Source organism: Streptomyces sp. NPDC101234, from assembly GCF_044767525.1.
GTDB classification, from domain to species: domain Bacteria; phylum Actinomycetota; class Actinomycetes; order Streptomycetales; family Streptomycetaceae; genus Streptomyces; species Streptomyces sasae.
Window position 1 is genome coordinate 85,973 of record NZ_JBIWOA010000005.1, and the last position, 26,162, is coordinate 112,134.

The window sequence follows — 26,162 nt, forward strand, 5'->3', positions numbered from 1 at the left end:
CGCCTGCCACTGTGGCAAGCCTTTTAGAATCCATGGCTACTGCACGCCAGGCAATGTGATGGAACTCGCGCACAACCATTTCCGGACATGAAGGCGATCCGGTGTCCTCTCTCTTCGTCTGGCTGCCATGGAGGGGGCAGTGGCCTCGGCGCAGCGCGTTACGAGACGACGCAGGCCGCGATCAGAGAGACACTCTGGCCACAGCCTTCTGCCGCGGGCTCAGCACACGCTGATGTCGTGGCCGGACCAGCCGCGGGCCGTCATCGCCTCGACGTAGGGTTCGGCTCTCGTGCGGCGCGCGGCGAAGGCGAGCAGGTGGGTCGGGCGGGTGGCGCCCACAAGACGAGCTGCGCCGCACTCTGGACCGTGACCAGGGCCTGGGAGGCTTCCTGTTGCTGGCTCAGGAGTCCGAGGACCTCGTGTACGTCGTACTTTCTTGCCGCTGCGTTCCAGGCATTCGAGGATGAGCGTCGCCGCGTGGGTCTCGCCCTTGGCGCTCTGGATCGATCCCGCAACGGACGGCACTACCCGGTGGTCCGCATCCGCCGACGCGCTTCAGGCACAGGGGCTGGCTGGGCGACGCACGGGACGTGGGCAAGGGGATCGGCGGGACGGGTAACCCCCTTCAAGGGGCTCTGGGCCAGGTCCGGCAACAGCCTCAGAGGCCGAGCGGTCAGGACAGCCCATCCGGCGTGGCTATCGAGCGGGCTCGTCAGCAGGTCGTGGAGGAGCAGGCGTGTCCGGCCTCCGGCGGTGGACTGGTCTCGGTCCAGTCGCCTCGGCGGAGGCAGATTGCCGGAACTGGCGAGTCGGGCGACATCACGGATTGCGTTCATCGCGACGCCCAACAGCCCCTACGAGCGCACCACACCCCAAGAAGAATTCGGCGGACGTTCGATTGCCCCCCGGACTACTGAGAACCGGGCTTGCCGGATTCCTCCCGGGTGATGTGGTTGACGAGTTCCCCCGGCTCTACATCGAGTCCAGCAGCGATGTCCAGAAGAGTGAGCACGCTGGGGCTGCGCTGCCCATGCTCGATATAGATGAGTCCGCGGAAACTCAACCCGCTGCGCTCTGCGAGCTCTTCCAAGGTGTATCCCCGGTCTTCCCTGAGGCGTCGAATCTGCATGCCGAGGGACAGGAGTCGGGGATCTGGTGACGGTTCGCGTGGTGGCACACAGCGACACCACCCGCGTAACTTCTCCCAGACCATGAACAGCTGTGCATAATCGGGCTTCAGGCTGGAAATCCTGCATGTGAGCACACGCGAATGGTCGCGCGACTACGGCACCACTCACCCATGCACCTCGCCCGACGTAAACGGCCAGACCCAGGTGTGACAGCAGGCCACTAGCTCACTAGCAATGAACGAGAACATATGGCCAGACCCGTGTTGCCATTCGATCGATGGCACAAGTCATATCCAAAACCCCACCGAGATGACACACCCTGTAGGTGCGGGACCAGGAACCGTCCCCTTTACCCCTCAGCGGACCACGGACGGGGGCTCCGCTGGCAGGCCCGCTACGTCGATCACCTCAGGCAAGAGCACAGAGAGTCGTTCGCTACCTGGGAGGAAGCCCTCGACCGGCTCGGCCAACTGGCGAACCAAGACGCGGCTGTGACGGGCGAGAGTCAGCCGGTACGCGGTGCACGGGTCGCATTCTTCGGCGCGCAGATGATCGAGCGAAAACGGAAGAAGAAAAAGAGACCCAGCACGATCAATACCTACGAGAGCCACCTCCACAACCACATTCTCCCGTTCGCGGGAAACCGCCTGCCAGCAACGCTGCGGCGGCGCGATTCGATGGCCTTCATCGATCACCTGCTGGAAAAACCCAGCCTCAGATCAGCCCGCACGATTGTCCAGATTTTCAAGACGTGGCGCATTCTCATCCACTACATGATGGACGAAGACATTCCACTGCCCGCAAACATCGTGTCCCGCATCGAGCTCCCTCAAATCGACGACAGCAGAGTCTCACTGACTCCCGAACAGGTGGCCGCAGCCGCCGTGGCCATGCGGGAGATCGAGCCGCGCTACGAGATCCTGGTCTGGCTCGGCGCATGCGCAGGACTACGTGCCGGCGAGGCCCTGGGCCTGACACGGGCGTGCGTGGGCTGGCAGGAGGACCTCCTCCACGTCCAAGAGCAGCGTCAGCGCGGCAAAGCCGCGCCACTCAAAACGAAGGCCAGCTACGCGACCCTTCCTGTGGATCATTTCCTGATCGAGCAATTGGCGGCTCATGTGGCCAACTTCAGCGCGCCGGAACCGATCACCCACGACGCAGCGCGCAAGCGTCGGGCTCGCGGTCACGTCGAGCCACTTGACGAAGGGCTCATCGTGACCAACCGATACGGCAGGCCCGTGCAGAGCAGCGACTTGAACGAGAAGTGGCAACGGGTCGTCGCCCGGGCCGGTCTCCCTGAACGCGCCCGTTTCCATGATCTCAAGAGCTTCTACACGTCCACCCTCGGCGGCCCAGGCCAGCACGATCCGAAGACAGTCCAATCCCTCTCACGTCACGCCCGGTTCACCGAAACCTGGGACACCTATGCCCGCCCACCGAAGATTGCAGAAGGTCTGACGGTGACCGCTTTCGGCGAGGCATTCCACTCGATCCCGCAGCCACCCAAGGGATGTTGAGTTTAACGAGATCATCTCGCTCGCCGCGCACCTGTGACCGAACGCCGCGCCTCTTCCGTCGCCGCCGGGTCGGGTGCACGGCCGGTGAGGGCTGTGGTTCTTGAGCTGTCCGGCGCATGACGTCGATACGATCTGCCCATTGTTGCGACCGATGTCGGCCGTGAGTCATCTGGGGGAGCCGTCGTGTCCAACCGTGTTCAGCCGGTCCAGCCCGGCGATCCGCGCCGGGTGGGTCCCTACCGCATCGTGGGGCGGCTGGGATCCGGCGGTATGGGCACGGTGTACGCCGCTCTCACGGCAACCGGCGAACGTGTCGCCGTCAAGGTCGTGCATCCGGCACAGGCCGCAGACGATGAGTTCCGTGCTCGCTTCCGGCGGGAAGTGCAGCTCTCCCAGCGCGTCACCGGGCCGTGCCTGGTTCCGGTCCGCGACGCCGACACCCAAGCTGCGACGCCCTGGCTCGTCACGCCCTACATCCCCGGCCTCACCCTCGACGAGCACGTGACGGCCAACGGCCCCTTGTCCGGAGGACGTCTGCATGCGCTGGCTGCCGGCACCGCAGCCGCACTCGCCGCCGTGCACGCCCAGGGCGTCATCCACCGGGACGTGAAGCCGCAGAACGTCATCCTGACCCCCTCCGGACCACAGGTCCTGGACTTCGGCATTGCCCACGCCCTGGACGGCACTTCGGTCACCCGCACCGGGGTGATGACCGGCACGCCCGGCTGGATCAGTCCCGAGCACTACCGCACCGGCGCCGTCGGCTCCCCAGGCGACGTGTTTGCCTGGGGAGCCCTCCTCGCCTACGCAGCCACTGGCCGCCTCCCCTTCGGCGGCGGCGCCGCCGATGCGGTGGCCTTCCGCGTCATGCAAGCCGAGCCCGACCTGGACGGCCTGCCGGCCAGCCTGCAACGCCTGGTGGCTAAGGCGCTGGCCAAAGACCCGTCCGACAGGCCGAGCGCCACTGAGCTCGCGGGTGAGTGCACCGAGTTGCTCGCAGCCCAGGAAACCGCCGTCCTCACGCCCAGCGACCAGCAGCCCACCCTGATATCCGACCTCGTCAGCGCGCACTGGGACCTGACCCCTGAAGCCGAACCCGCCTGGCCCACCCCGCCCGGGCGCAACAACCGCACACGCTTGTATCTGACGGTCGCCGTGGGCGCCGCCGTCCTCGGCAGTCTCGGCGGTGCCCTCGCGGCTGCCTCTCAATCATCGAACGCCGCCCACGGCCAGGCCCCCACACCGAGCAGCCACACGAGCACCGCCACTGCCACCACCGCGGCACAGCAGTCCACCTCCCGGACAACCAGCCCTGCTACGGCCTCCCCCTCGACGCCAGCGACGTCGCAAACGCCCCAACGCGCTGGCGTCCCCTCCCCCGCCTACACCCGCAGCGACAACGCCCAGCCCAACGTGGACGAATGGGCCGCAGCCCGACTGCCCGCCACATCGGCCGAGAAGACTGCCGCACAGCACCTGATCACGGATGCGGAGCCCGTGCTCCGGGGACAGCAGTACATGGGTGACACCGTGACCGTGACCTTCAACCCGGCGGCCCAGACCATGTTCGTCACCTTCGGCCCCGGCATCTACCCGGAAGGACAGGACTACCGTGACGACACCGGATTCACTGACATCGTCCGCGGCCTGATGTTCGGCAGCTGCTCCGAAGCCCAGCAGAACTTCGGCAACGACACCTCCTGGCCCTACGGCCGTGCCGTCCTCGTCTACCGGGAGTCCATGGCCAGCCCCACCATCGTCGACTACCGCGAAGTCACCCACATCGACAGCTGTCGCGTGTAGCAGCCAACTCCTATGGCTGGTGCTGCAGTTCGGTGACCTCCTCCCGACTTGCAGCCTGCCCATCGGCCTTGTTCCTCTGACACCAACGGCAACGGCGTACGGCGCACCACCGAGCCATTGAAAAGAGCCCGGCTTCCCAATTCAGGGGACCGTTCCGGACGGCTCACCCAACAGGGTGACGTCGGCGCGATGAGGTCAAGTGGCAGACATGTGAGGCGCTATGGTCGCTGTCAGCCTGGCCCGAGCAAGGGGCCAGTTCCGGGCGTCTTATCCGACCTGTGGGCGCTGACGGGGAACCTTCTTCGCCACATCAGCCCTTGCTGCCTTCCTGCACCATCAACAACACCGCGTAGTTCAGTGCCCGGTCGAGAGCGCCACCCATCGAAGGGACACGGGGTCCGTCGCATCGGCCGGCGACGGCCTGATCGTCAAGAGTCGGTTCGGCCGCCCTGTCCTCTACAGCGACTTCCATGACAAGTGGCAAAAAGCCGTGACCATAGCCGGGCTTCCGGAGCGGACTCGCTTCCGTGATCGCAACACTTCTACACCAGAATGCTCGGCGCCTCTCGCCAGCACGACCCCAAGACTGTGCAAGCGCTCTCCAGACATGCCCGATTCTCCGAGACCTGGGACACCTACGCCCACCCACCCCTCGCAGTGGAGGAGGTCACGGTCACCATGTTCGGAACTGCGTTCTCGCACATGGACACACTGCCCGACGCACTGTGACAAGGCCGGCTTACGAGCTGGCGCGCGGTGGGCCTAAGCATCCCTACGAGCTCGCAACGGGATCTTGTTTGAAGTGCCCCGGTCGGACGTGACCGGTCTGATGATTCGACCGTTCGCGATGTGTGAGTACTCGACCGTGATCGTGGGCCATGACTTGTGGGCGTTGATCGAGCCGCTGCTGCCGCCCTTAGGCAGGCCCGTGTAGGACCGGCCTGCCGGACGCCGTCGCGTGGATCGCGTGGATGTGGAGGTCGATCTGGGCGGCGAACAGGGTGTCGTCGTCGGTGGTGACGGCGAGTGCGGGTACGTGGGACAGTCGTGGCTCTTCGCGGGCCATGTTCGCGTAGAGCGCGGCGAGGGCGGCGTCGTCCTTGCGGCGGGTGTCGGCGTCGAGGGATTCGCGCATGGCGTCCACGGTGAGCAGGCCCATCAGGGTGTCCGTGAGCAACTGGTAGTGGAACAGGGCCTGTTCCTGGGTCAGCCCGGCGTCCAGGAGCACACGCAGGGAGGCGAGGGCGACCGCCTGGTCTCCGGGGCCTCCGGTGTTGCGGTATCCGAGCCAGGCGAGGGTGACCGCGTGCCGTCGGCCCACCTCACGGCCGAGGCGCGCCAGTTGATGGAGGTCCGCCGCCCAGTCGTCGCTCGGTGTGAAGCGTTCGGCGATCTCGACGAAGATCTGGTCGGCCAGGGCGAGCATGAGCTCGTCCTTGTCGCGGAAGTGCCGGTACAGCGCGGTGGCCGCCACACCGAGCCGGCCGCCCAGCGCGCGGAAGCTGACTCCGGCGGGCCCTTCGGCGGTGCTGATCTCCACCGCGGCCTCGATGATCTCCTCTCGAGTGAGCGCGCCGCCCCGGCGCCGCCCTCGTCCGGTCTCCGTTTCCCCCATGCGCTGTCCCTCCCAGTACGTGCCCCTGCGGGGGCCGGCCTCTGAACCTGCTCCGGCCGCTGTCGGCTGCCGGTGATCCTAAGGAGAAAGTACGTGAACAGTCTAGACAACAGTGTTCACATCACTGTTCAATCCTCGGCAAGCCACACCCCGCCTCCCTGCTGGAGCAGTGATGCCGCTTCCCGTGCAGCACGCCGAGCCCACCCACGTTCCCGACACCGCGACGCAGGTCATGGTCGCGATGCGGGACACAGTGCGCCTGGCCACCGACGTCTACCTGCCGCCCGACCGCACCGGCCGCCCGCTGCCCACGGCACTGGTGCGGCTTCCCTACGACAAGAACAGCCGCTACGTCTTCATGGACCGGATCGCCGCCTACCTCACCGCCCGCGGCTACGCCGTGGTGGTCCAGGACGTCCGGGGGAAGTTCCGCTCAGAGGGCGAGACCATGCCGTTCGTCCACGAGGCCGACGACGGCTACGACACCATCGACTGGATCGTCCGGCAGGATTGGTCCGACGGCCGGGTCGGCATGTTCGGTGACTCGTACTACGGAGCAACCCAGTGGGCGGCCGCCTCAGCCAGGCACCCGGCGCTGCGGGCGATCGCTCCCCGGGTCACCGGCGCCGACGGCATCCGCCCCGACTACTGGCAGCGTGACGGGATCACACAGCTGTTCGGCGCGCTCTACTTCGCCGCCTACTGGACCGACAAGTGGGCCTACGAGTTCACGCCCGACCTGACCCGGCGCCCTCTGGCCGACGCGATGGACGCGATCGCCGAGGGCATCGGTTCCAGGCCCGCCATGTGGGACTCCTACTTCCCGGAGGTCAGGGCCGTGCAGGCGTTCCCGCACGGGCACCCCTTCGACGGCCGCCCGATCCCGGTGCTGCACCAGGCCGGGTGGTACGACAACTGTCTGCAGCCCAGCATCAACGACTGGGCCGAACTGGCCTCACGGCCCCACTGGGCGCCCGTTCAGTACCTGCACGTCGACTCGATCGACCACGAGAGCTACCACCTGGACGACGTCCCCGTGCCGCCGGAGCTGGACCACGCGATGGTCGACGCGGCGGTGGAGCGGATGCTTCCCCGTCATCTGGACCCGCTGGTGGCGTTCTTCGACGTGTTCGTCAAGGAGGCACGCACGCCGGACAGCCTGCCCCGGGTGCGGTGGCACCACGGACACCTCGGCGACCGTACGGCACAATCGTGGCCGCCTCCGGGAGCACGTACCCTGCGCCTGCACCTTTCGGAAGCGACAAGCGCGACCGTCGACGAGCGCGGAGGCGGCCTGAGTCCCAACCCGGCAGGAGAGGAACAGGCCGCGTCCTGGGTGCACGACCCAGCGAACCTCGTGCCCAGCCTCCTGGACGACTCCTTCTCCGCGCTGCGTCACCACGTGGACGAGTCGCCCTTGCACCGCCGCCCGGACGTTCTGACCTTCACCACCGAACCGTTCACCGAGCCACTCGATCTGGCCGGCCCGGTCCGGACCACCCTCAGCGTCGGGACCGACGGCCCGAGCGCCCACGTCTACCTCAAGCTGCTGGACGTATCATCCGACGGTTGCGCCCATGTCCTGGTCCGGGGGCAGCAGTTGATACCCGGCGGACCACCGGCACCCGTCGTCTTCGATCTCACCCACGCCGGGTACCGGGTCCGCCCGGGCCATGCCCTGCGCCTGCACATCGCCTCCAGTGACTTCCCCACGTACCTGCCCCATCCGGGCACGGAGGAGAACCCCTGGCTCGCCGCGGTCGGCAAGACCACGACGCAGACACTCACGACCGGCGGAGACCGGCCGTCCGCGCTGTCCCTGACCGTCATCGACGCGGAGTGCCCGTCGTGACCGGGCCCGCGGCATTGCGGCGTTCTCTCGCCGTGGCGGCCTCCGCCACCGCGCTGGCCCTGGGCATCTCCGGGTGCACCGGTCTACCGGCGGCCACACTCGGCAGCGGGATGCTCCAGACGACCTCGGACCCGGCCCGCGGTCGGGTCTCCTCGCTGGTGTGGGACCTGCCGACCGGTGAGCCCACCACCCTGGACTACCAGCAGGCGGGCGACTCCTCGCCGTATCTCGTGGTCAGCAACCTGTGCGACAGCCTGCTGCGCCTCAACCCGGACTACACCAGCTCCCCCGGCCTGGCCCGGTCCTGGGACCAGCCGAACCCGCGGACGCTGGTGCTGCATCTGCGCGACGACGTGCGGTTCTGGGACGGTACGGCGCTCACCTCCGCGGACGTGGTCTACAGCCTGAAGCGACAGCTCGACCCGAGCGCGGTGGCCAACTCCTTCTTCGTCAACGTCACATCGATCGAGGCGACCGACACCCACACCGTCACCGTGCACTTCAGCAGGCCCGACGAACTGTTCCTCAAGGAACTGGCCACGACCGCCGGCACCGTCGTCCAGGCCCGCTACGCCCGGCGCGCGGGCAAAAACTTTGGTACGGCCTCCGGAGGAGTGATGTGTTCGGGGCCGCTCGAACTGGAGAAATGGACCTCCGGCGCAAGCATCGAACTGAAGGCCAACCCCGACTACTGGGACCCGGCCTACCGGGCGCACGCGGACAGGGTCACCCTGCTGTTCGTCACTGACACCACCGCACTCACCCAGGCCCTGGCCAGCGGCGCGATCGCGGGAGCCTTTGAGGTCCCCAACTCCGCACTGCCCACCCTGAAGGGCAGCCCCAGCGGCCAGTTGTACTTCGGCCCCAGCCTCAAGTCACTCCAGATGATCCCCCTCCAGGCCACGGGGATGTCCGCGGACCCGGACATCCGACGCGCACTGAGCCTGGCCGTCAACCGGCAGGAACTCGCCCGTACCGTCTACCGTGGCGCGGCCGTTCCGAGCACCACCGTGCTGCCGGAAACCGGCTGGGACCCCGAGGCCAAGGCGGACTACGAGAAGGCCGCGGCCTCGATGCCGCTCGTGCACGCGGACCCGACCGCCGCGGATCTCAAGACGGCGAGGGCGCTGGTCGACAAGCACCGCGATGAACTGCGCCCCGCGGTCCTGGCTGTGCAGGCGGGCTCCCTGGACCTGCTCAACACCGCGGCCGTCATCCAGCAGGCGGCCAAGTCCATCGGTATCACTCTCACCGTGCGCCAGCTGCCGGCCCTTCAGTTCTCCAGCATGTTCTACGACCCCTCCTACCGGAAGGGCCTGGACTTCGCGCTGGCCGAGACGTTCCTGGACATCCCCGACCCGCTCGACTGGGTGCCCAACCTGGCGCTGTCCGACGGCTTCTTCAACTGGACCGGCTTCTCCGACCCCGTCGTCGACTCCGCGCTCGCCGAGGCACAACAGACCACCGACCCCCATGCCCGCGCCGCGCTGATCATCACGGCGCAGCGCCGATGGGAGGCGAAGACGCTGGCCGTCCCGCTGCTCTCCCTGCACGAGGTGACGTACATGAACAACGGCATCACCGGTGCCCCCACCTCCTTCGCCTACCTCTTCTCCCCGTCCCTCGCCCGGATCGGAAGCAGGTGAACACCATGCAGCCCCTCGCCCGCTCCGCGCTCACCTGGCTGCTCCGGCTGCTGGGCCTGGCCATCACCATGCTGGCCGCCGCGTTCGCGATGTTCGCCGCTCTGAACCTCTCCCCAGGGGACCCGGCCAGCCGGCTCGCCGGGCCACGCGCCTCCGCCCTCACCGTCGATGCCATCCGTCATCAACTCGGCCTGGACCAACCCCTGTCCACCCGCTTCTGGGACTGGCTGACCGGCCTGTTCCACGGTGACCTCGGCACCTCCCTCACCTACCGGCAGTCCGTCTCCTCCCTCCTCGGCCCCCGCGTCGCCGACACCCTCCTGCTGGTCGGCTACGCCGCCGTCCTGATCGTCGTCTTCGGTGTGGGCCTTGGCATCTGGTCCGCGCTGTCCCGGCGTACCGGCACCGTCGTCACCGCATTCACCAGCGTCGGCCTGGCCCTACCCGCCTTCGTCGCCGCCTCCGCGCTCGTCGCCCTGCTCTCGGTGAAGGTCCACTGGTTCCCCGCCCTCGGCGGTGGCGGTCCCTCGCTCGCCGACCGCCTGTACCACCTGACCCTGCCCGCCGTGACCCTGGCGATCGCCTGGGCCGCCTATCTCGCTCAGATCACCCGGGCCGCCATCCGTGAGGAAGCGGGTCGGGAACACGTGGAGACCGCGCGCAGCCGTGCCCTGCCCGCCGCACGGATCCTGCGCCGCCACATCCTGCGCAACGCCATGATCCCGATCAGCACGGCCGTAGGGCTGACGGTCGGTGGGCTGATCGCCGCGGATGTCGTCGTGGAGCAGGCGTTCGGCCTCAACGGTCTCGGCGCGGCGCTCGTGGCGGCCGTGGCCCAGAAGGACACACCGGTGGTGCAGGCGGTCGGCCTGCTCATGGTCGTGGTCTTCATCGTCGTCAACGCCGCCACGGACCTGCTCCAGGCGGCCCTCGACCCCAGAATCCGGGCGGTGAGCTCCCGATGAGCAACGTCTCCCAAACCGCGCCCGCCGCCAAGCTCGGCACCCGTCAACTGTCCCTGCGCATACGGATGGGCCGCCTCACGCCCTCCGCGACCGCGCTGACCGCACTCGCCACGCTCCTCGTGGCACTCGCCGTACTGGCACCCGTCCTGGCCACGCACCAGCCGAACACCGTCGACATGGCCGCGGCGAGCCAGGACCCGTCCGCCGGTCACTGGCTCGGCACCGACGCCCTCGGCCGGGACCTGTACTCCCGGCTGCTGTACGGCGCCCGCGTCAGCCTGCTCGGGCCCGCGCTGATCATCACGGGCGCCACCGCAGGCGGCGTCGCCCTGGCGCTGCTGTGTGCCTGGCGAGGCGGCTGGCTCGACCGGGTCGTCAGCCGGATCAACGACGTCCTGTTCGCCTTCCCCGGGCTGCTGCTCGCCGTCCTCGCCGTCGCCGTCTTCGGACCCGGCCTCACCGCTCCCGTGGTGGCCCTGGCCATCGCCTACCTGCCATACATGGCACGCATCGTGCGCGGCGTGGCCGTCCGCGAGCGCCGACTGCCTTACGTCGCCGCCCTGGAGGCCGCCGGGATGTCCGCCTGGCGGATCAACCTGCGCCACCTCCTGCCCAACCTGACTCCCTTCATCGTCGCCCAGGCCACCGCCGCCTTCGGCTCCGCCCTGATCGACCTCGCTGCTGTCTCCTTCCTCGGCCTCGGTGTCCAGCCGCCCACCGCGGACTGGGGGTTGATGGTCTCCGAAGGGCAGTCCTCGCTGCTCGCCGGGGCGCCCGGGCAGAGCCTGATGGCCGGTGGCCTGATCGTCCTCACCGTCGTCGTCTTCAACCTGCTCGGCGACACGATGATCGCCCGCACCCACCAGGAGGACCCACGATGACCACCACCGGTCCTCTGCTGCGGGTGGAGCACCTCGGCATCGATCTGCACCAGCGCCGGCAGGAGCCCCGCACCCTCGTCCGCGACGTCACCTTCGACCTCGCTCCCGGGGAAGCCCTGGGCCTGGTCGGTGAGTCCGGCTCCGGGAAGTCGCTGACCTCACGCGCCGTCATCCGGCTGCTGCCACGCAACGCCCACACCCGCGGCACCTTCGCCTTCGAGGGCGAGGACATCCAGACGATGGGCCGTGAGCGGCTCATCCGCTATCTCTCCCGCGACGTCGCGATGATCTTCCAGAACCCCCGGGCCCACATCAACCCGGTGCACACGCTGGGCGACTTCCTCACCGAACCGCTCACCTGCCACCTCGGCCTGACACACGCCCAGGCCGAGGAACGGCTCCTCCCGCTGCTCGCCGACATCGGCATCACCGACGGTCCGCGCCGCCTGAGCCAGTACCCCCACCAGCTCTCCGGCGGACTGCTGCAACGCATGATGATCGCCTCCGCACTGGTCGCCGAACCCCGCCTGCTGCTCGCGGACGAACCCACCACCGCCCTCGACGTCACCACCCAGCAGGACGTCATGGCCATCCTCGACGAACAACGCCGCGACAGGAACCTCGCCATGTTGTTCGTGACCCACGACCTCGAACTGGCCACCGCCGTCTGCGACCGCATCACCGTCATGTACGCCGGCACCATCGTCGAACAGCGACCCGCCACCGACCTGCACACCGGCCGTCGCCACCCCTACACCGCCGGCCTGCTCGCCGCCCGGCCCGGCCTGGGCGAGCCCGGTACCCGACTGCCCGTCATCCCCGGCCGCCCGGCCGCCGCCCACGAAACCGGCGAAGGATGTCCCTTCGCTCCCCGCTGCGCCTTCGCCGAGGACCGCTGCCGCACCGAACGCCCCGAACTACGCCCGGACACGGACGGAGCGGTCGCCTGCCACCGCGCCGACGAACTCGACGGAGACCTCGACCGGCCGAAGGAGGCCGCCCTGTGATCGCCGACACCCCGGCCGACGCCGTACCGCTCCTCGACGTCTCCGGCCTCACCAAGCACTACCCCACCCGCCACGGCCAGATCACCGCCTGCGAGGACGTCAACTTCCAGGTGACCCGAGGCGGCGCACTCGCGCTGGTCGGAGAATCGGGCGCTGGCAAGTCGACGGTCATCCGCCTCGTCGCCGGACTGGAAGAGCCGTCCGCCGGCCACGTGCTGCTGCACGGCCGCAGTGGTGGCGAACGGCTCCGAGGCCGCGCCGCCCGCCTGGCCCGCGCCGCGACCGTGCAGATCGTCCACCAGGACCCCTACTCCAGCCTCGACCCACGCCAACCCATCGGCGACGGACTCGCCGAACTCCTGCACCTTCACGCCGACCGCCTCGGTGGCAACCTCGGCGACCGCTCCACTCGCCGTACCCGGGTCACCGAACTCCTGGACACCGTCGGCCTGCGCGGCCTCGCCCACGCCCGGCCCGCCCGACTCTCCGGCGGACAGCGCCAACGCGCCGCCATCGCCCGCGCCCTGGCCCCGCAGCCCGACGTCCTGCTCCTCGACGAGGCCGTCGCCGCGCTCGACGTCTCCGTCCAGGCCCAGATCCTCAACCTCCTCGCCGACCTGCGCGAACGCACCGGCACGACCCTGCTCTTCGTCACCCATGACCTGGCGGTCGTTCGGCAGTTGTGCGAGGACGCCGTGGTCATGCACCGGGGCCGCGTCGTCGAGCAGGGCCCGGTCGCCCGCATCTTCACCGACCCCCAACACACCTACACCCGGTCCCTGTTGGCTTCGATTCCCCGACCCGGCTGGCGCCCACGACGCACCCGGCAGGCCGCGTAAACGGGTGGGCGACAGCCCGCAGGAGGGCCTGCTCGTCTGCCGGTGGTGCTGGTGGGACCGGCGAGGAGACCTCAGTACCGGAGGCCTCCCGTGCTGCGGAAAGCTCACAACATAGTGAGGATCCGCATCAGAGCCTGAAGCCCCCGTCGACGGCGTAGTCGGCGCCGGTGATGTAGCTCGCTTGCTCGGAAATGAGGAAACGGATGACCGAGGTGACTTCCTCGGAGGTGCCGAACCGGCCGAGCGGAACGCGGGAAGTCACCGCATCCTTGTGGGCCTGGCGTTCCTCCTCGGACTGATCGGTCTTGTCGTAGATCGGGCTCTCGATCGGGCCCACCGACATGTAGTTGACGCGAATCCCGTGGCGGGCCAGATCCTTCGCCCAGACCTTCGACAGCTGGTTCACCGCTGCCTTCGCGGACGAGTAGGCGGGCATGGTGGTCATCGGATTGTCCACCAAGGAGGAGGAGAGGTTGATGACCGAGCCGCGCGACTCCTTCAGCAACGGCAGTGCCTGGCGGGTGACATCGACCAGTCCACGCACATTCACTGCGTAGACCTGGTCGAACTGGGCCATGTCCAGGTTTTCGAGCGGCTGGACCGGAGCCATGCCGGCATTGTTGATTACCACGTCGAGACGCCCGTGACGCTCAGTGATGTGAGCGATCACCGCCTCGATATCGGCAGTGTTCGTGATGTCGGCAACGACGTATTCGAGGGAGTCGAAACCTTCTGCCGTCGAGACCAAGCTGTCCTCATTACGGCCCACGATGACGACGCGATGGCCGTCCCGGGCCAATTCCTGCGCTGTGACCTGCCCGATTCCCGAGCCGCCTCCGGTGAGCAGAATGACATTCTGATCCATGACTGCGTCCTTCATTTGATGCGCGCGAATGGATATCGCCACTGGAAATCGCGTCACTGAAAGCGATTCGTGCGTGGCAAGGGGTACCCGGTTGGCCCCAGAACAGGGAACCGGTGTCGGCCGAGGGGCGGGAGCCCCTGCCGTGAGGGGTACTGACAGGGACCCCCACGTTTGACGCGGTGTCCCTACCCTGGCCGTATGGACAACCGGGACGAAGTCAGCGCATTCCTCCGTTCCCGCCGGGACAAAATCACCCCCGAACAGGCGGGCATGCCGGTGTACGGGCAGCGACGAGTACCCGGCCTACGTCGCGGCGAGGTCGCGGCGCTTGCCGGGGTCAGCGTCGAGTACTACACGCGGCTTGAGCGGGGTAACCTGCGCGGCGCCTCCGACAGCGTGCTGGACGCCCTGGCCAAGGCCCTGTGCCTGGACGACACCGAACGCATGCACCTGTACGACCTCGCCCGCGCGGCCGGCCCTGCGCCCCGAGCGCGGACGAAGCAACGCCGCAATGAGCCGGTCGTACGGCCGAGCATGGCGCGGATCATCGAGGGCATGCCGCAGCTGCCGGCGTTCGTGAAGAACGAGCGCCTCGACACGCTGGCCGCCAACCCCCTGGGCCGGGCCCTGTTCGCGCCGATGTACGCCGACCCGGTCTACGGGGCGAACAGTGCCCGGTTCGCGTTTCTGAGCCCCGAGGCCCGGCACTTCTACACCGACTGGGAGAGGGTCACCCACGAGGCCGTGGGCGTCCTGCGCATAGCGGCAGGCAAGAACCCCTACGACCGCGAGCTGTCCGATCTGATCGGCGAGCTGTCCACCCGCAGCGACACCTTCCGCACGCTGTGGGGCTCCCACGACGTCCACGTCTTCCGCGAGGGCACCAAGCGATTGCGCCACCCCGTCGTCGGTGACCTGGCCCTCGAACACGAGACCATGCTGCTGCCGGACGAGAACGGGCTGAGCGTGGTCGTCTACAGCGCGCCTCCCGGAAGCCCGACCGAGGATGCGCTGAAGCTGCTTTCCAGCTGGTCTGCCACCGCAGGCCAGGAGCAGAACACCGACATCGCGTCCACGAACTGACCGCGCGCCAGACGCCCCTGCACCGCCATGGCGCCACGGCTGGGGCCTCACAGTACGGCTCCCACCTGACGGCCATCTCGTCCGTGGCCGATTCGACGTGTGGCGGCGCACCGCGGGTGTCAGCACCCGCATTCGTCGCCGCTGACACCCGTCGAATGACCAGAACAGGAAAAGGAACATGCGAGCAACTGTGATCCACGCCCCCGGTGATATCCGGGTGGAGGACGTCCCCGAACCGACGATCACCGCGCCGACCGACGCGATCATCCGTACTGTCGTCACCTGTGTGTGCGGCTCGGACCTGTGGGCGTACCGCGGCCTGGAGCCTGTGGATCAGCCTCATCCGATGGGCCACGAGTACGTCGGCATCGTCGAGGAGGTCGGCAGCCAGGTCACCTCGGTCAAGCCGGGGCAGTGCGTCATCGGCTCCTTCGCGACCTCCGACAACACCTGCCCGAACTGTCTGGCGGGCTACCAGTCCAACTGCGTGCACCGCGAGTTCATGAGCACCTGCCAGGCCGAGTACGTCCGCATCCCCAACGCCCAGGGCACCCTCGTTGCCACCGACGCCCTCCCGGCTGAAGTCTTGTGGCCCAGTCTGCTCGCCCTCTCCGACGTGATGGGCACCGGCTGGTACGCCGCCACGGCCGCCGAAGTGCGGCCCGGATCCACGGCCGTGGTCGTCGGCGACGGCGCGGTCGGCCTGTGCGGCGTCATCGCGGCCAAGGAACTCGGCGCCGAGCGCATCATCGCGATGAGCCGTCATGAGTCCCGGCAGAAGCTCGCCCTGGAGTTCGGCGCCACCGACATCGTCACCGAACGCGGCGAGGAAGGCATCGCACGCGTCAAGGAACTGACCAACGGGGCCGGCGCCGACAGCGTGCTGGAGTGCGTCGGCACCGCGCAGTCCATGCAGCAGGCGCTGCACTCCACTCGCCCCGGCGGCAACGTCGGCTTCGTCGGCATCCCGCACGACGTCGCGATCGACGGTCAGGAACTGTTCTTCTCCCACGTCGGCCTGCGCGGCGGCCCCGCGCCCGTGCGTGGCTACCTGCCGGATCTGATCAACCGCGTCCTGACCGGCCGGATCAACCCCGGCAAGGTCTTCGACCTCACCCTCCCCCTCGACCAGGTCGCCGAGGGCTACAAGGCCATGGACGAACGCCGCGCCGTCAAGGCGCTGCTCAAGCCGTGACCCGGTCGTGGGCGTGTGCCCGCTGCGCCGTCAGCGCACTGCCATGGGGGCCGTCGCTCCGGTCATCCAGGAGAATTCCGGTGCCGACATGACAGCGTCCGGATCCAGGGCCTCCTCGGCCCTGGATCCGGACGTCTCCCTGAAGGTCGGCCAGTTGCGCCAGTGTCAGCCGTTGAGCAGCCGGTCGGCGACGAGGCTGTCGGCGGCCTGCTGCAGCTTGACGAGCTTGCCGTCGCGGACGGTCCAGATGTGGATGAACCTGATGTCCGCGCTGTTCCCCTTCTTGGTCACGCCCTCATAGTGGCCGAGGGCGAAGACGTGGCTGTCGTCGTCCGCGAAGTACTCCTCACCCACGGCGTTGAAGGACTCGAACCGCTCATACAGCGGGCCGAAGAAGTCCCGGCCGACGTTTTCCAGCCCCTGGTAGACACCGCCGCCCGGGAACCCCGGGGTGACGTCCCAGACGAGCTCCGGGTCCAGGGCCTCCTGGAGGACGGCCGGGTCGCCCTTGGCCTCGTACAGCCTGCGGACGAGGGCGATGTTGTCGGATGCGGACATGGCGTGCTCCTTCAAGAAGTGGTGCTGGGGGTCAGGGAATTCGGGCCGACGCGTCAGGCCGCGAGGGCGGCGCGCCCGGCGATGTAGATCGCGGTCTGCTGGGTCACGCGGGCGCCGAGGTGTTCGGCGGTGGCGATGTCCGACTTCGGGATCGCTTCCGCGCCGGCGTCGTACCGGCTCTGGGAGCCGGAGCCCACGTAGTAGCCCAGGCGGTTCGGCTGGCTCTCCGAGCTGGCGTCCCCGTAGCCCGGCAGCAGGCCCAGAGTGACCCACTGCATGCCGTGCTGGGCAGCCAGGGTGACGAAGTAGCCGAGTGTGGAGGACTTGTCGCCACTCAAACCGCCGGAGATGGTGAAACCCGCGGCGATCTTGTCGGACCATGTCCGGTTGACATAGCGCTGAGTGCCTGCTTCGGCGAAGGCGTGGAAGGCGGCGGAGGCGGTGCCCATGTAGGTGGGGGAACCGAAGATGATCGCGTCGGCGGCGTCCAGCTGAGCCCACTGCTCGTCGGTGATCGTGTCCACGGCGATGGACACCACCTCGGCACCGGCTTCGGCGGCACCGCGTGCCACCGCCTCGGCCAGGGCAGCGGTGTGGCCGTTGGCGGAATAGAACGCGACGGCGACAGTGGGACGGAGGGTGGATGACATGGGGTATTGCTCCTGGAATTAGGGGTGTAATGGGCCGTGCTATTGATGAATTGCACGGAATTCGCTGCCGAAGGCAGGAAATATTTGTCCCTGAATGGGGGAATTACATTTCAGGGAAACCTGAGCAGCCGCCGGACTGGCAGGCCGTGGGGTGAAGGGGCTCCGCTCACGCCTCGGGGATGGTGATCCCCAGGCTGAACGGGTCCCGCTCGTCGGGATCCGGGCCGTTGCGTACGCCCGTGTCGAGGGCGTCGATACGCGCGAGCGCCTCGGCTGACAGCTCGAAGTCGAACACGTCGTAGTTCTCGGCGATGCGGCCGGGATTGACGGACTTCGGGATGGCGGAGCGGCCTTGCTGCAGGTGCCAGCGGAGCATGACCTGCGCCGGTGTCTTCCCGTGCGCGTCGGCGATCTCGCGCAGCAGCGGATCGGAGAGCACGCTCTTGCGGCCCTCGCCCCAGCCGGGATAGAAGGTGATGCCGCCGATGGGCGACCAGGCCTGGGTGAGGATGCCGTGCTCGGCGTCGGCCTGCTGCACCTCCGGCTGGGTGAAGTAGGGGTGCAGCTCGATCTGGTTCACCGCGGGTACGACATCGGTGTGTTCGAACAGTTCGGCCAGGTGTCCGGGCCTGAAGTTGCTGATCCCGATGGAGCGGACCTTCCCGTCGGCGAGCAGCTTCTGGAGCGCCTGGTAGGCGGCGATGGTCTTGTCGAATCCCCTCGGCGCCGGCTGGTGAAGGATCAGGAGGTCGATCTGCTCCACGCCGAGCTTCCGGGCGGACTTGTCGAAGGCGTGCAGGGTCTGCTCGTACCCGTAGTCGCTCACCCATACCTTGGTCTCGATGAAGACCTCCGAGCGGTCAAGGCCCGAGCGGCGGATGCCCTCGCCCACCTCGCGCTCGTTTCCGTACACGGCGGCGGTGTCGATGTGCCGGTAGCCCGTCTTCAGCGCGGTCTCGACCGCCGCGGCGGTCTCCTCGGGGGACGACTGGAAGACGCCGAAGCCGAGAGCCGGCATGTCGACGCCGTTGTTCAACTGGAGAGAATTGGTGCTCATGACTCCACCGTAGGAAGCCTTGGTCTCGTGAGGGAGACCATGCCAGTACCCCCCTGGCTGGAATAGCTGGAACTTCGGCTTCGCGCTTTCGTGGAGCGGGCTGTCCGGCGGGCGGGCGGCCAAACGAAAAGCGCCTCCACCCAGCAGGAATGAGGATTTTCGAGATCCCCTTCCCGCGGGAGCCGGAGGCGCTTTCCAAGCGACTTGCTGGATCACGCGAGGGCGATCGTTGTCACCAGGGCAGTTGCTTGCCGTCCCTGAAGAAGAGGCCGGTGGGGCCGTCGTCGGGCAGGGTGGCGGCCCATACGACACCCTTGGCGCCGTCGGCGACGGGGCGAGCCCCCCATTCCTCTGAGCCGGGGCGCGTGGCGGTGACTCCGGGGCACACGGCGTTCACGAGGATGTTGTCGCTCTTGAGCTCCTTCGCCATTTTGATCGTGAGTCCGTTGACTGCCGTCTTCGTCAGGGCGTAGGCCGAGATCGGCGCGCCGAAACGCTCCATCTCGAATCCGGGGTAGTTGACCAGTCCGTAGTCGGGGTCCCAGAACGCCCCTGAGCCGCTGGACACGTTGACGATCCTGCCGTTGCCGCCGGCGACGATAAGGGGCAGGAACTGCTGGGTGACGCTCCACGTGCCGACCACATTGGTCTGGAACTCCAACAGCAGCTCGTCCATGTCCTTGTCCGCGACGTTAGGAGAACCCACCATCATCGCGGCGTTGTTGACGAGGACGTCCAGCGTCCCGAACTGCGCCTCAACCTGCTGCGCGGCTGCCGCCAGGCTTGCGTGGTCGAGCAGGTCCACTTTGAGAGCGGACGCCTTGACGCCCTGGGCGACGAGTTCCGCGGCGAGCGGTTCGACCTGCTCGAGCCGCCGGGCAGAGAGGATGACGTGGAACCCCTCGGCTCCCAGCTGCCGGGCAATCTCGAACCCCAGCCCTTCTCGTCGGCCGGCTCCGGTGATCAGTGCAGTGCGCATTTCTTCGTCCTTCTTCATCTAAAGGGTGGTGCAGGGCAGTTGCTGCGTATGGTCAGTCGTGGGTGGTGGGGTCCACTTCGCCCCAGGCGAGGCCGGCACCGCGATCCAGACCTCGGATGGCGTCCATGTCGGCGTCGTCGATGCGGAACGAGAAAAGGTCCAGATTCTCGCGCATACGAACCGGGTTGGTGCTCTTGGGAAGCACCGGATAGCCGCTCTGAACGCCCCAGCGCAGAAGCAACTGGGCCTCCGTCACGCCGTACTTCGCCGCCAGCCTCTTGAACGGGGAATCGGACTGTTCGCCCTCGGCGCGCATCTCCTGCGTCTTCCCGCTTGCGTGACCGGGCGCGGTACGCCAGGTCGACAGCGGGGCCAGGCTGCTGTAGGCGATCGGGGTGATGTCCTTCTGACTCAAGTAGGCGACCAGGTCCGGCTTTTGCGACCAGGGGTGGAGTTCGATCTGGTTGGCGTGCGGCACGGGAAGTCCTGCCTCGGCCAACTCGTCGATGTGAGCGGCGTTGAAGTTCGACACGCCGATTGCCCGCGTCTTGCCGCTCTTGTAGGCCTCGACGAGCCCCTGCCACTGTTCCAGGCGCTGCTCACGCCCGAACGTGGCGTGGATGAGGTACAGGTCGACCTGCTCCAGACCGAGCCGGTCGAGGCTCTCGTCGAGGGACCGCAGGGTCTCTTCGCTTGTCTTGGGGCGCTCTCCCGCCAGCGGCCACAGCTTGGTCGTCACAAATACGTCGCCGCGGTCGAGACCGGCCTGCTGCATACCGCGGCGCAGTCCTTCGCCGACACCGCGCTCGTTCTCGTACACCTCGGCGGTGTCGACGTGCCGGTACCCTGCGGCCAGGGCGTTTTCGACGGCTGACGCGGTCTCGTCGTCGGGGATGAGGTAGGTCCCGAAGCCGACGAGGGGAATGTTCACCCCGGGGTTCAATTCACGCTGATGCGTGTCGGTCATCAGAGTCTCCTTCTTGCGTATGGCTTCTGCGGAACTGCCGAGGGGCCGAGTCACTCCACTGTCGCGCCCCCGGTCAGGCGGACCTCTTCGTTGTCGAGGGAGGACAAGAGCCGGCGCAGTACGGTGTCGTCGATCTGGCGTTCGTCGCGAAGACGGATGACGGTGTCGCGTTTGTGGGTGATCAGGGCCAGGTGCAATCTGACGTAGTCCTGGTGCTGGACCAGCGTGGGGTCGTCGTAGGCACCGGCGCCTCTGGCTCGTACGGTCGTCAGATGGGCCTCGTACTCCTGGCGCAGCCGCTCGGTGGTCTCCGGTGCGATTCCGAGGTCGGGTGCGAGCCGCGGAATCGCCTGGAGCGCCTCCTCCATGGCGGTGGTCTCGGCGAGGTTCTGTTCCTCCTCGACCGATGTGTCGGGCGGCAGCTTCGCCCAGCGCACCGCCGTCGGCAGCAGCAGTCCTTGGACCACGAGCGTGACGAGGATGACGCCGGAGACGACGAAGATGATGAAGCTGCGGTCGGGGAACGGCTCTCCCGAGTGGAGCGTCTGCGGCACCGAGAGGGCGACCGCGAGCGAGACCGCGCCCCGGAATCCCGCCAGCCCGCTGACCACACGGGCCCGGTGACTCACGCGCCGCCGGCGCTGCTCGGGGCGGCGGTCGAGCAGGCGGATCAGGTAGACGGACGCGAACAGAAACGCGAAGCGTACGGCGACGAGCACCGCGCAGACGACGCCTACCGCGATCAGCGCATCGGTGCGGTCGGAACCGTCCAGGTCACGGGCGGCGTACTGCAACGACACGCCCACCAGGACGAACAGCACCGCGTTGATGACGAACGTGGCCATCGGCCAGAGCGCCCACGCCTGGGTACGGTGGTCGGCCCGGACGATACGGGGCGCGACCTGGCTCATGATCAGACCGCTGACGACCACCGCGAGCACGCCGGATGCCTCGATCAGCTCTGCGAGCAGGTAGGCGGTGAACGGCGCCAGGATCATGACGAGGTTGCCCAGCAGGGGGTCGTCCAGTCGGCGCCGCAGCTCCGTGGTGCCCCACGCGACCGCCGCTCCGATCGCGGCCCCGCCGCCGTAGGCGAGCAGGAACAGTCCGCCGACGTGCGGGAGGCTCAGGTGCTCCTCCCCGACGGTGATGCCGACCGCGAGACCGTAGACAACGAGGGCCGTGCCGTCGTTGATCAGGCTTTCGGCACGCAGGACGGTGAGCTGGCGGCGGGGCAGAGCGCGCGCGAGAGCGCCGACGGCCGTCGCGTCCGTGGGTGCCACGGCGGCGCCGAGCACCCATGCCGGTCCCCACGGCAGCCCGAGGGCATGCCCGGCCGCGGCGACGGCCCAGGCGGTGAGGATGACGAGCACGGTGCTCATGAGCACGATGCCGCGCAGGTTGCTGCGGATCTCCCGCAGGGAGGCGGTCAGGCTCTCCCAGTACAGCAGCACCGGAAGGAAGAGCAGCAGCACCACTTCCGGCGGCAGTTCCGCCTGCCGCACCGCCGGGATGAACCCCAGCGCCATGCCGGCCCCGAGCAGCACGATGGGCGGGGCCACGCCGAGGCGCTGTGCCAGGCTGTTGCCGACCAGCACGGCCACGCCCAGGACCACGACGAGTTCGAGAGCATGCACGGTGTTTCTCCTGGGGAAGGCCGGGCCGCCGTGGTCAAGGGGTACCTGCGGAGGCGGCCCGAGTCCTCTGCGTGAAAGTGATGCGCCGTCGCCCCTGAAGGGCGCCGCTCCGCGGCTCAGAAGGTGAGAACCACGCGCCCGCGCAGGCCGCCCTCTTCCAGCAGCCGGTGCGCCTTGTCGGCCTGTTCGGCCGGCAGCGTCTGCCCGACGCGAGGTACGAGCCTGCCTTCCTCCGCCAGCTGCTGGATGCGGACGAGCTTGGCGTGCTCGCGTACGTAGTGCGGTACGAAGGTGTTCTGGGTGGTGATGCCGCGTTCCTCAGTCCCCTTGGAGCTGAGGGCCGAGGCGGCCGCCCGGCCGCCGTCGCGCACCGCGCGGAGCGCCTGCGCGGCGATGCCCGCGGTGTCGATCAGGCCGTCGGCGCCGTCGGGTACTTCCTTGCGCACCAGCTCCGGGAACTCGGCACCCCGGGGCAGGACGATGTCGGCGCCCAGGTCCTTGACCAGCTGTTCGTCCTGCGGTGCCGCGTCGGCGATGACCCGGTAGCCGTCGGCCTTGGCCAGCTGGACCGCGGAGCCGCCGACCGCGCCAGCCGCACCCGTGACCACGATGGTGGCGCCGGCGGGCAGGTCCAGCAGGTCCAGCGCCATCCGGGCGGTCAGGCTGTTCATGGGCAGCGTGGCGGCCTCGACGTGGCTCAGGCCGACCGGAGTGCGGACCACCGACTCCGCGGGGACGACGATCTGCTCGGCGTAGGCTCCCTGTGTTCCGGACAGGAGCACGACAGCCATGACGTTGTCACCGACGGCAAGGTCGGTGTCGGTTCCTTCACCGATCTGATCGACCACGCCGGCCGCGTCCATCCCGGGGACGTACGGGGGCTCGATGTCGGCGACGTGGGCGATGCCCTTGCGCAGCAACGTGTCGACCGGGTTGACCGCCGCCGCGTGCACCCGGATGCGGATCTCGCCCGGTCCCGCCTCGGGCACCGGCAGGTCCAGGACCTGCAGTACTTCGGGTCCGCCGAACTCGGTCAGTCCTACGGCTTTCATGAAAGGCTCCACTCCTGAGGATCTTTGGGGTACGTCTCCGTACGCTCCAGTCGGCCACCTCGCATACAACCGATGTCGGCTGCGAGGTGGGAGTCCTCGCTGTGAGGGGTACTGGCAGGGACCCCCACGCACGGTGAGCTCTGCTTACCCTGAGGGTATGGACAACCGGGACGAAGTCAGCGCATTCCTCCGCTCCCGGCGGGACAAGATCACCCCCGAGCAGGCGGGTCTGCCGGTCTACGGCCACCGGCGGGTCTCCGGGCTGCGCCGGGGCGAGGTCGCGATGCTCGCCGGGGTGAGCGTCGAGTACTACACCCGCCTGGAGCGCGGCAACCTCCGTGGTGTCTCCGACAGTGTGCTGGACGCCCTGGCCAAGGCCCTGCGTCTGGACGACACCGAACGCATGCATCTGTACGACCTCGCCCGCGCCGCCGGGCCTGCGCGCCCATCGAGGACTAGGCAGCGCGAGAACCAGCCGATGGTGCGGCCGAGCGTGGCGCGGATCATCGAGGGCATGCCGCAGCTCCCGGCGTTTGTGAAGAACGAGCGCCTCGACACGCTGGCCGCGAACCCACTGGGGCGGGCCTTGTTCGCGCCGATGTACGCCGACCCGTCCTATGGGGCCAATAGCGCGCGGTTCGCTTTCCTCAGCCCCGAAGCCCGGCACTTCTACGCCGACTGGGAACGCGTCACCCACGAGGCCGTCGGCGTCCTGCGCATCGCGGCAGGCAAGAACCCCTACGACCGCGAGCTGTCCGATCTGATCGGCGAGCTGTCCACCCGCAGCGACACCTTCCGCACGCTGTGGGGCTCCCACGACGTCCACGTCTTCCGGGAGGGCACCAAACGCTTCCGCCACCCCGTCGTAGGCGACCTGGCACTCGACCACGAGAGCATGCTGCTGCCGGACGAAAACGGACTCAACGTGGTCGTCTACAGCGCGCCTCCCGGAAGCCCCGCCGAGGACGCCCTCAAACTCCTCGCCAGCTGGTCCGCCACCGCAGGCCAGAAGCAGAAAACCGAGTCGCAGACCAGCTGAGTAGCCTGCCTCCCCGGCTGCTGGGGGTCCCTGCCAGTACCCCTCACAGCGCAGACTCCCTCGTCACGGACGTTTCCCGTTCCCTGGGTCATGTACAAGGCACTGACCCGGAGGAATCCATCATGAAGATCGCAGTTCTGGGCACCGGCATGGTCGGCCGAGCCATCGCGGGCCGGCTGAGCACGCTAGGTCACGATGTGGTGATCGGCACGCGCGACGCGGAGCAGACCCTGGCGCGCACCGAGCCCGACTGGCTGGGCAATGTGCCCTTCGCCCAGTGGCAGCAGGACCACCAGGCGGTGCGGCTCGCGGCGTTCGCCGACGCAGGGGCCCACGGCGAGATCATCGTCAACGCCACCCAGGGAGCCCTCTCCCTGAGCGCGCTGGAGGCGACCGGCGCCGCCAACCTGTCCGGGAAGGTGCTCCTCGATGTCGCGCTGCCCCTCGACCTGTCGCAGGGGATGCCGCCGACCCTGACGGTGGCGAACACCGACAGCCTCGCCGAGCAGATCCAGCGGACCTACCCCGAGGCCCGCGTCGTCAAGTCGCTCAACACCATGCTCGCCGACATCATGGTCGACCCGGCCAGGCTCCCGGGCCGGCACAACGTCTTCGTTGCAGGTGAAGACGCCGCCGCCAAGGAGACCGTCACGGGCCTGCTCCGCGAGTTCGGCTGGCCCGCCGAGGACACCGTGGATCTCGGTGGCATCCGTGCCGCACGCGCGGCCGAGATGTACGGGGCGATGACGTTCGCGCTGTCGGCCGCGTTCAACTCGTTCGACTTCAACATCGCGATCGTCCGCGCCTAGAGACGACGAATCCGACGGCGCCCGGCCGGTCAGGCCGGAAGATGCTCCGCCAGCTCTTGCGGGCCATCTTCCGGCCGTCGGCGGACGCACCTGTGCCTTCAGGAGGCACAGGCGAAAGTGAGGAAACGATGGAGCACATCACTCTGAACAACGGAGTGAAGATGCCGAAGCTCGGGCTCGGTGTCTTCCAGATGAGCGACACGGAGGTTGCCGAGGCCGTCCCCGCCGCTCTCGACGCCGGGTACCGGCTCATCGACACGGCCTCCCGCTACTACAACGAGCGGGCCCTCGGGGCAGCGCTGGCGGACTCCGGCGTGCCGCGCGAGGAACTGTTCATCACGACGAAGCTGTGGTTCAAGGACTACGGCTATGCGAAGACGAAGCAGGCCTTCCAGGTCTCGCTGGACAACCTGGGCCTGGACTACCTCGACCTGTACCTCATGCACCAGCCGTTCGGCGACTACTACGGCGCATGGCGGGCGATGGAGGAACTCCTCGACGAGGGGCGGATCCGGGCGATCGGCGTGTCGAACTTCTACCCCGATCGCTACCTCGACCTGGTCACCCACAACCGCGTCGTGCCGGCGGTCAACCAGCGCGAGACGCATCCGTTCAACCAGCAGACCGAGATGCAGGAGCTTCAGAGCAAGTACGGCACGATCCTGCAGGCATGGGCGCCTCTTGCGCAGGGCAATCCGGAGGTGCTCACGCACCCTGTGCTGGAAGGCATCGCCCAGGTGCACGGTAAGACCGTTCCGCAGGTCATCCTGCGCTGGCTGACCCAGCGGGACATCGCGCTGGTGGTCAAGAGCACGCGTGCGGAACGGCTGCGCGCAAACCTCGATGTTTTCGGCTTCGAGTTGAGCGACGGCGAGATGACCGCGATCGCCGGTCTGGACCGCGGGCAGCCCGGGGCAGGGTTCACGCACCAGGACCCGCGGATGCTCGAACTGCTGATGCGGTTCGAGTAACCCTTCACACCGCGGGGACGCAGGAGCAACCGCGCTCTGCGAACT

The 26,162-nt window shown here is 68.1% G+C and carries 23 protein-coding genes; 13 read left to right on the top strand and 10 right to left on the bottom strand.

Annotated elements, in window-relative coordinates; genetic code table 11:
* Window positions 1-910: 910 nt before the first annotated feature.
* Window positions 911-1,213 carry a helix-turn-helix domain-containing protein gene (locus ACIRR9_RS11050; RefSeq protein ID WP_403750521.1) on the bottom strand — a complete coding sequence of 101 codons (303 nt, stop codon included), beginning with the start codon at window positions 1,211-1,213 and terminating at the stop codon, window positions 911-913.
* Window positions 1,214-1,621: 408 nt separating this feature from the next.
* Here ACIRR9_RS11050 and ACIRR9_RS11055 point away from each other — a divergent pair, with 408 nt between their 5' ends.
* The gene (locus ACIRR9_RS11055; RefSeq protein WP_403749880.1) at window positions 1,622-2,647 is read left to right on the top strand and encodes a tyrosine-type recombinase/integrase; all 1,026 of its coding nucleotides are present in this window, start codon (window positions 1,622-1,624) and stop codon (window positions 2,645-2,647) included.
* 183 nt (window positions 2,648-2,830) lie between these two features.
* Window positions 2,831-4,450 carry a serine/threonine protein kinase gene (locus ACIRR9_RS11060; RefSeq protein WP_403749882.1) on the top strand — a complete coding sequence of 540 codons (1,620 nt, stop codon included), beginning with the start codon at window positions 2,831-2,833 and terminating at the stop codon, window positions 4,448-4,450.
* 916 nt (window positions 4,451-5,366) lie between these two features.
* Here ACIRR9_RS11060 and ACIRR9_RS11065 read toward each other — a convergent pair.
* Window positions 5,367-6,065: a TetR/AcrR family transcriptional regulator gene (locus ACIRR9_RS11065; protein WP_403749883.1), complete on the bottom strand. Its 699-nt coding sequence runs from the start codon at window positions 6,063-6,065 to the stop codon at window positions 5,367-5,369.
* 172 nt (window positions 6,066-6,237) lie between these two features.
* Between ACIRR9_RS11065 and ACIRR9_RS11070 the strand changes: the two genes are divergently transcribed.
* From ACIRR9_RS11070 to ACIRR9_RS11095, 6 genes are read left to right on the top strand one after another with little or no spacing between them, the layout of a single operon-like run.
* Window positions 6,238-7,917, top strand: a complete 1,680-nt coding sequence (locus ACIRR9_RS11070; protein ID WP_403749884.1) for a CocE/NonD family hydrolase — start codon at window positions 6,238-6,240, stop codon at window positions 7,915-7,917.
* Window positions 7,914-9,563: an ABC transporter substrate-binding protein gene (locus ACIRR9_RS11075; protein WP_403749886.1), complete on the top strand. Its 1,650-nt coding sequence runs from the start codon at window positions 7,914-7,916 to the stop codon at window positions 9,561-9,563. The genes ACIRR9_RS11070 and ACIRR9_RS11075 overlap by 4 nt, the downstream gene beginning before the upstream one ends.
* A gap of 5 nt (window positions 9,564-9,568) precedes the next feature.
* Window positions 9,569-10,528, top strand: a complete 960-nt coding sequence (locus ACIRR9_RS11080; RefSeq protein ID WP_403749888.1) for an ABC transporter permease — start codon at window positions 9,569-9,571, stop codon at window positions 10,526-10,528.
* Entirely contained in the window at window positions 10,525-11,409 is an 885-nt protein-coding gene (locus ACIRR9_RS11085; RefSeq protein WP_403749890.1) for an ABC transporter permease, read from the top strand. The genes ACIRR9_RS11080 and ACIRR9_RS11085 overlap by 4 nt, the downstream gene beginning before the upstream one ends.
* Window positions 11,406-12,416, top strand: a complete 1,011-nt coding sequence (locus ACIRR9_RS11090; protein ID WP_403749892.1) for an ABC transporter ATP-binding protein — start codon at window positions 11,406-11,408, stop codon at window positions 12,414-12,416. The genes ACIRR9_RS11085 and ACIRR9_RS11090 overlap by 4 nt, the downstream gene beginning before the upstream one ends.
* The gene (locus ACIRR9_RS11095) at window positions 12,413-13,255 is read left to right on the top strand and encodes an ABC transporter ATP-binding protein (protein ID WP_403749893.1); all 843 of its coding nucleotides are present in this window, start codon (window positions 12,413-12,415) and stop codon (window positions 13,253-13,255) included. Before ACIRR9_RS11090 ends, ACIRR9_RS11095 begins: the two co-directional genes overlap by 4 nt.
* 127 nt (window positions 13,256-13,382) lie before the next feature.
* Here the strand turns inward: ACIRR9_RS11095 and ACIRR9_RS11100 are convergent, their stop codons facing one another.
* Complete coding sequence (locus ACIRR9_RS11100; RefSeq protein WP_403749895.1) at window positions 13,383-14,120, bottom strand: SDR family NAD(P)-dependent oxidoreductase; 738 nt, start codon at window positions 14,118-14,120, stop codon at window positions 13,383-13,385.
* Window positions 14,121-14,318: 198 nt separating this feature from the next.
* Here ACIRR9_RS11100 and ACIRR9_RS11105 point away from each other — a divergent pair, with 198 nt between their 5' ends.
* Window positions 14,319-15,203, top strand: a complete 885-nt coding sequence (locus tag ACIRR9_RS11105) for a helix-turn-helix transcriptional regulator (protein ID WP_403749897.1) — start codon at window positions 14,319-14,321, stop codon at window positions 15,201-15,203.
* 178 nt (window positions 15,204-15,381) lie between these two features.
* On the top strand, window positions 15,382-16,398 hold the full coding sequence (locus tag ACIRR9_RS11110; protein ID WP_403749900.1) for a zinc-dependent alcohol dehydrogenase family protein: 1,017 nt from the start codon (window positions 15,382-15,384) through the stop codon (window positions 16,396-16,398).
* Between the two features lie 165 nt (window positions 16,399-16,563).
* Here the strand turns inward: ACIRR9_RS11110 and ACIRR9_RS11115 are convergent, their stop codons facing one another.
* From ACIRR9_RS11115 to ACIRR9_RS11145, 7 genes are all read right to left on the bottom strand, one after another.
* The gene (locus tag ACIRR9_RS11115) at window positions 16,564-16,956 is read right to left on the bottom strand and encodes a nuclear transport factor 2 family protein (protein ID WP_403749903.1); all 393 of its coding nucleotides are present in this window, start codon (window positions 16,954-16,956) and stop codon (window positions 16,564-16,566) included.
* A gap of 53 nt (window positions 16,957-17,009) precedes the next feature.
* Window positions 17,010-17,606: a flavodoxin family protein gene (locus ACIRR9_RS11120; protein WP_403749906.1), complete on the bottom strand. Its 597-nt coding sequence runs from the start codon at window positions 17,604-17,606 to the stop codon at window positions 17,010-17,012.
* A gap of 166 nt (window positions 17,607-17,772) precedes the next feature.
* The gene (locus ACIRR9_RS11125; protein WP_403749909.1) at window positions 17,773-18,663 is read right to left on the bottom strand and encodes an aldo/keto reductase; all 891 of its coding nucleotides are present in this window, start codon (window positions 18,661-18,663) and stop codon (window positions 17,773-17,775) included.
* A 232-nt stretch (window positions 18,664-18,895) separates the two neighbouring features.
* The gene (locus ACIRR9_RS11130; RefSeq protein WP_403749911.1) at window positions 18,896-19,660 is read right to left on the bottom strand and encodes an SDR family NAD(P)-dependent oxidoreductase; all 765 of its coding nucleotides are present in this window, start codon (window positions 19,658-19,660) and stop codon (window positions 18,896-18,898) included.
* A 34-nt stretch (window positions 19,661-19,694) separates the two neighbouring features.
* On the bottom strand, window positions 19,695-20,609 hold the full coding sequence (locus ACIRR9_RS11135) for an aldo/keto reductase (protein ID WP_403749913.1): 915 nt from the start codon (window positions 20,607-20,609) through the stop codon (window positions 19,695-19,697).
* Window positions 20,610-20,659: 50 nt separating this feature from the next.
* Window positions 20,660-22,246, bottom strand: coding sequence for a Na+/H+ antiporter (locus ACIRR9_RS11140; RefSeq protein WP_403749915.1), 1,587 nt, complete (start codon window positions 22,244-22,246; stop codon window positions 20,660-20,662).
* A gap of 116 nt (window positions 22,247-22,362) precedes the next feature.
* Entirely contained in the window at window positions 22,363-23,298 is a 936-nt protein-coding gene (locus ACIRR9_RS11145; RefSeq protein ID WP_403749917.1) for an NADP-dependent oxidoreductase, read from the bottom strand.
* A gap of 157 nt (window positions 23,299-23,455) precedes the next feature.
* Here ACIRR9_RS11145 and ACIRR9_RS11150 point away from each other — a divergent pair, with 157 nt between their 5' ends.
* The 3 genes from ACIRR9_RS11150 to ACIRR9_RS11160 all read left to right on the top strand — a co-directional run bounded on the left by ACIRR9_RS11150 (window position 23,456) and on the right by ACIRR9_RS11160 (window position 26,117).
* Complete coding sequence (locus ACIRR9_RS11150) at window positions 23,456-24,337, top strand: helix-turn-helix transcriptional regulator (RefSeq protein WP_403749919.1); 882 nt, start codon at window positions 23,456-23,458, stop codon at window positions 24,335-24,337.
* Between the two features lie 122 nt (window positions 24,338-24,459).
* Window positions 24,460-25,146, top strand: coding sequence for an NADPH-dependent F420 reductase (locus ACIRR9_RS11155; RefSeq protein WP_403749921.1), 687 nt, complete (start codon window positions 24,460-24,462; stop codon window positions 25,144-25,146).
* A 128-nt stretch (window positions 25,147-25,274) separates the two neighbouring features.
* A complete protein-coding gene (locus ACIRR9_RS11160) occupies window positions 25,275-26,117 on the top strand; it encodes an aldo/keto reductase (RefSeq protein ID WP_403749923.1) in 843 nt (280 codons plus the stop codon).
* Window positions 26,118-26,162: the final 45 nt, after the last annotated feature.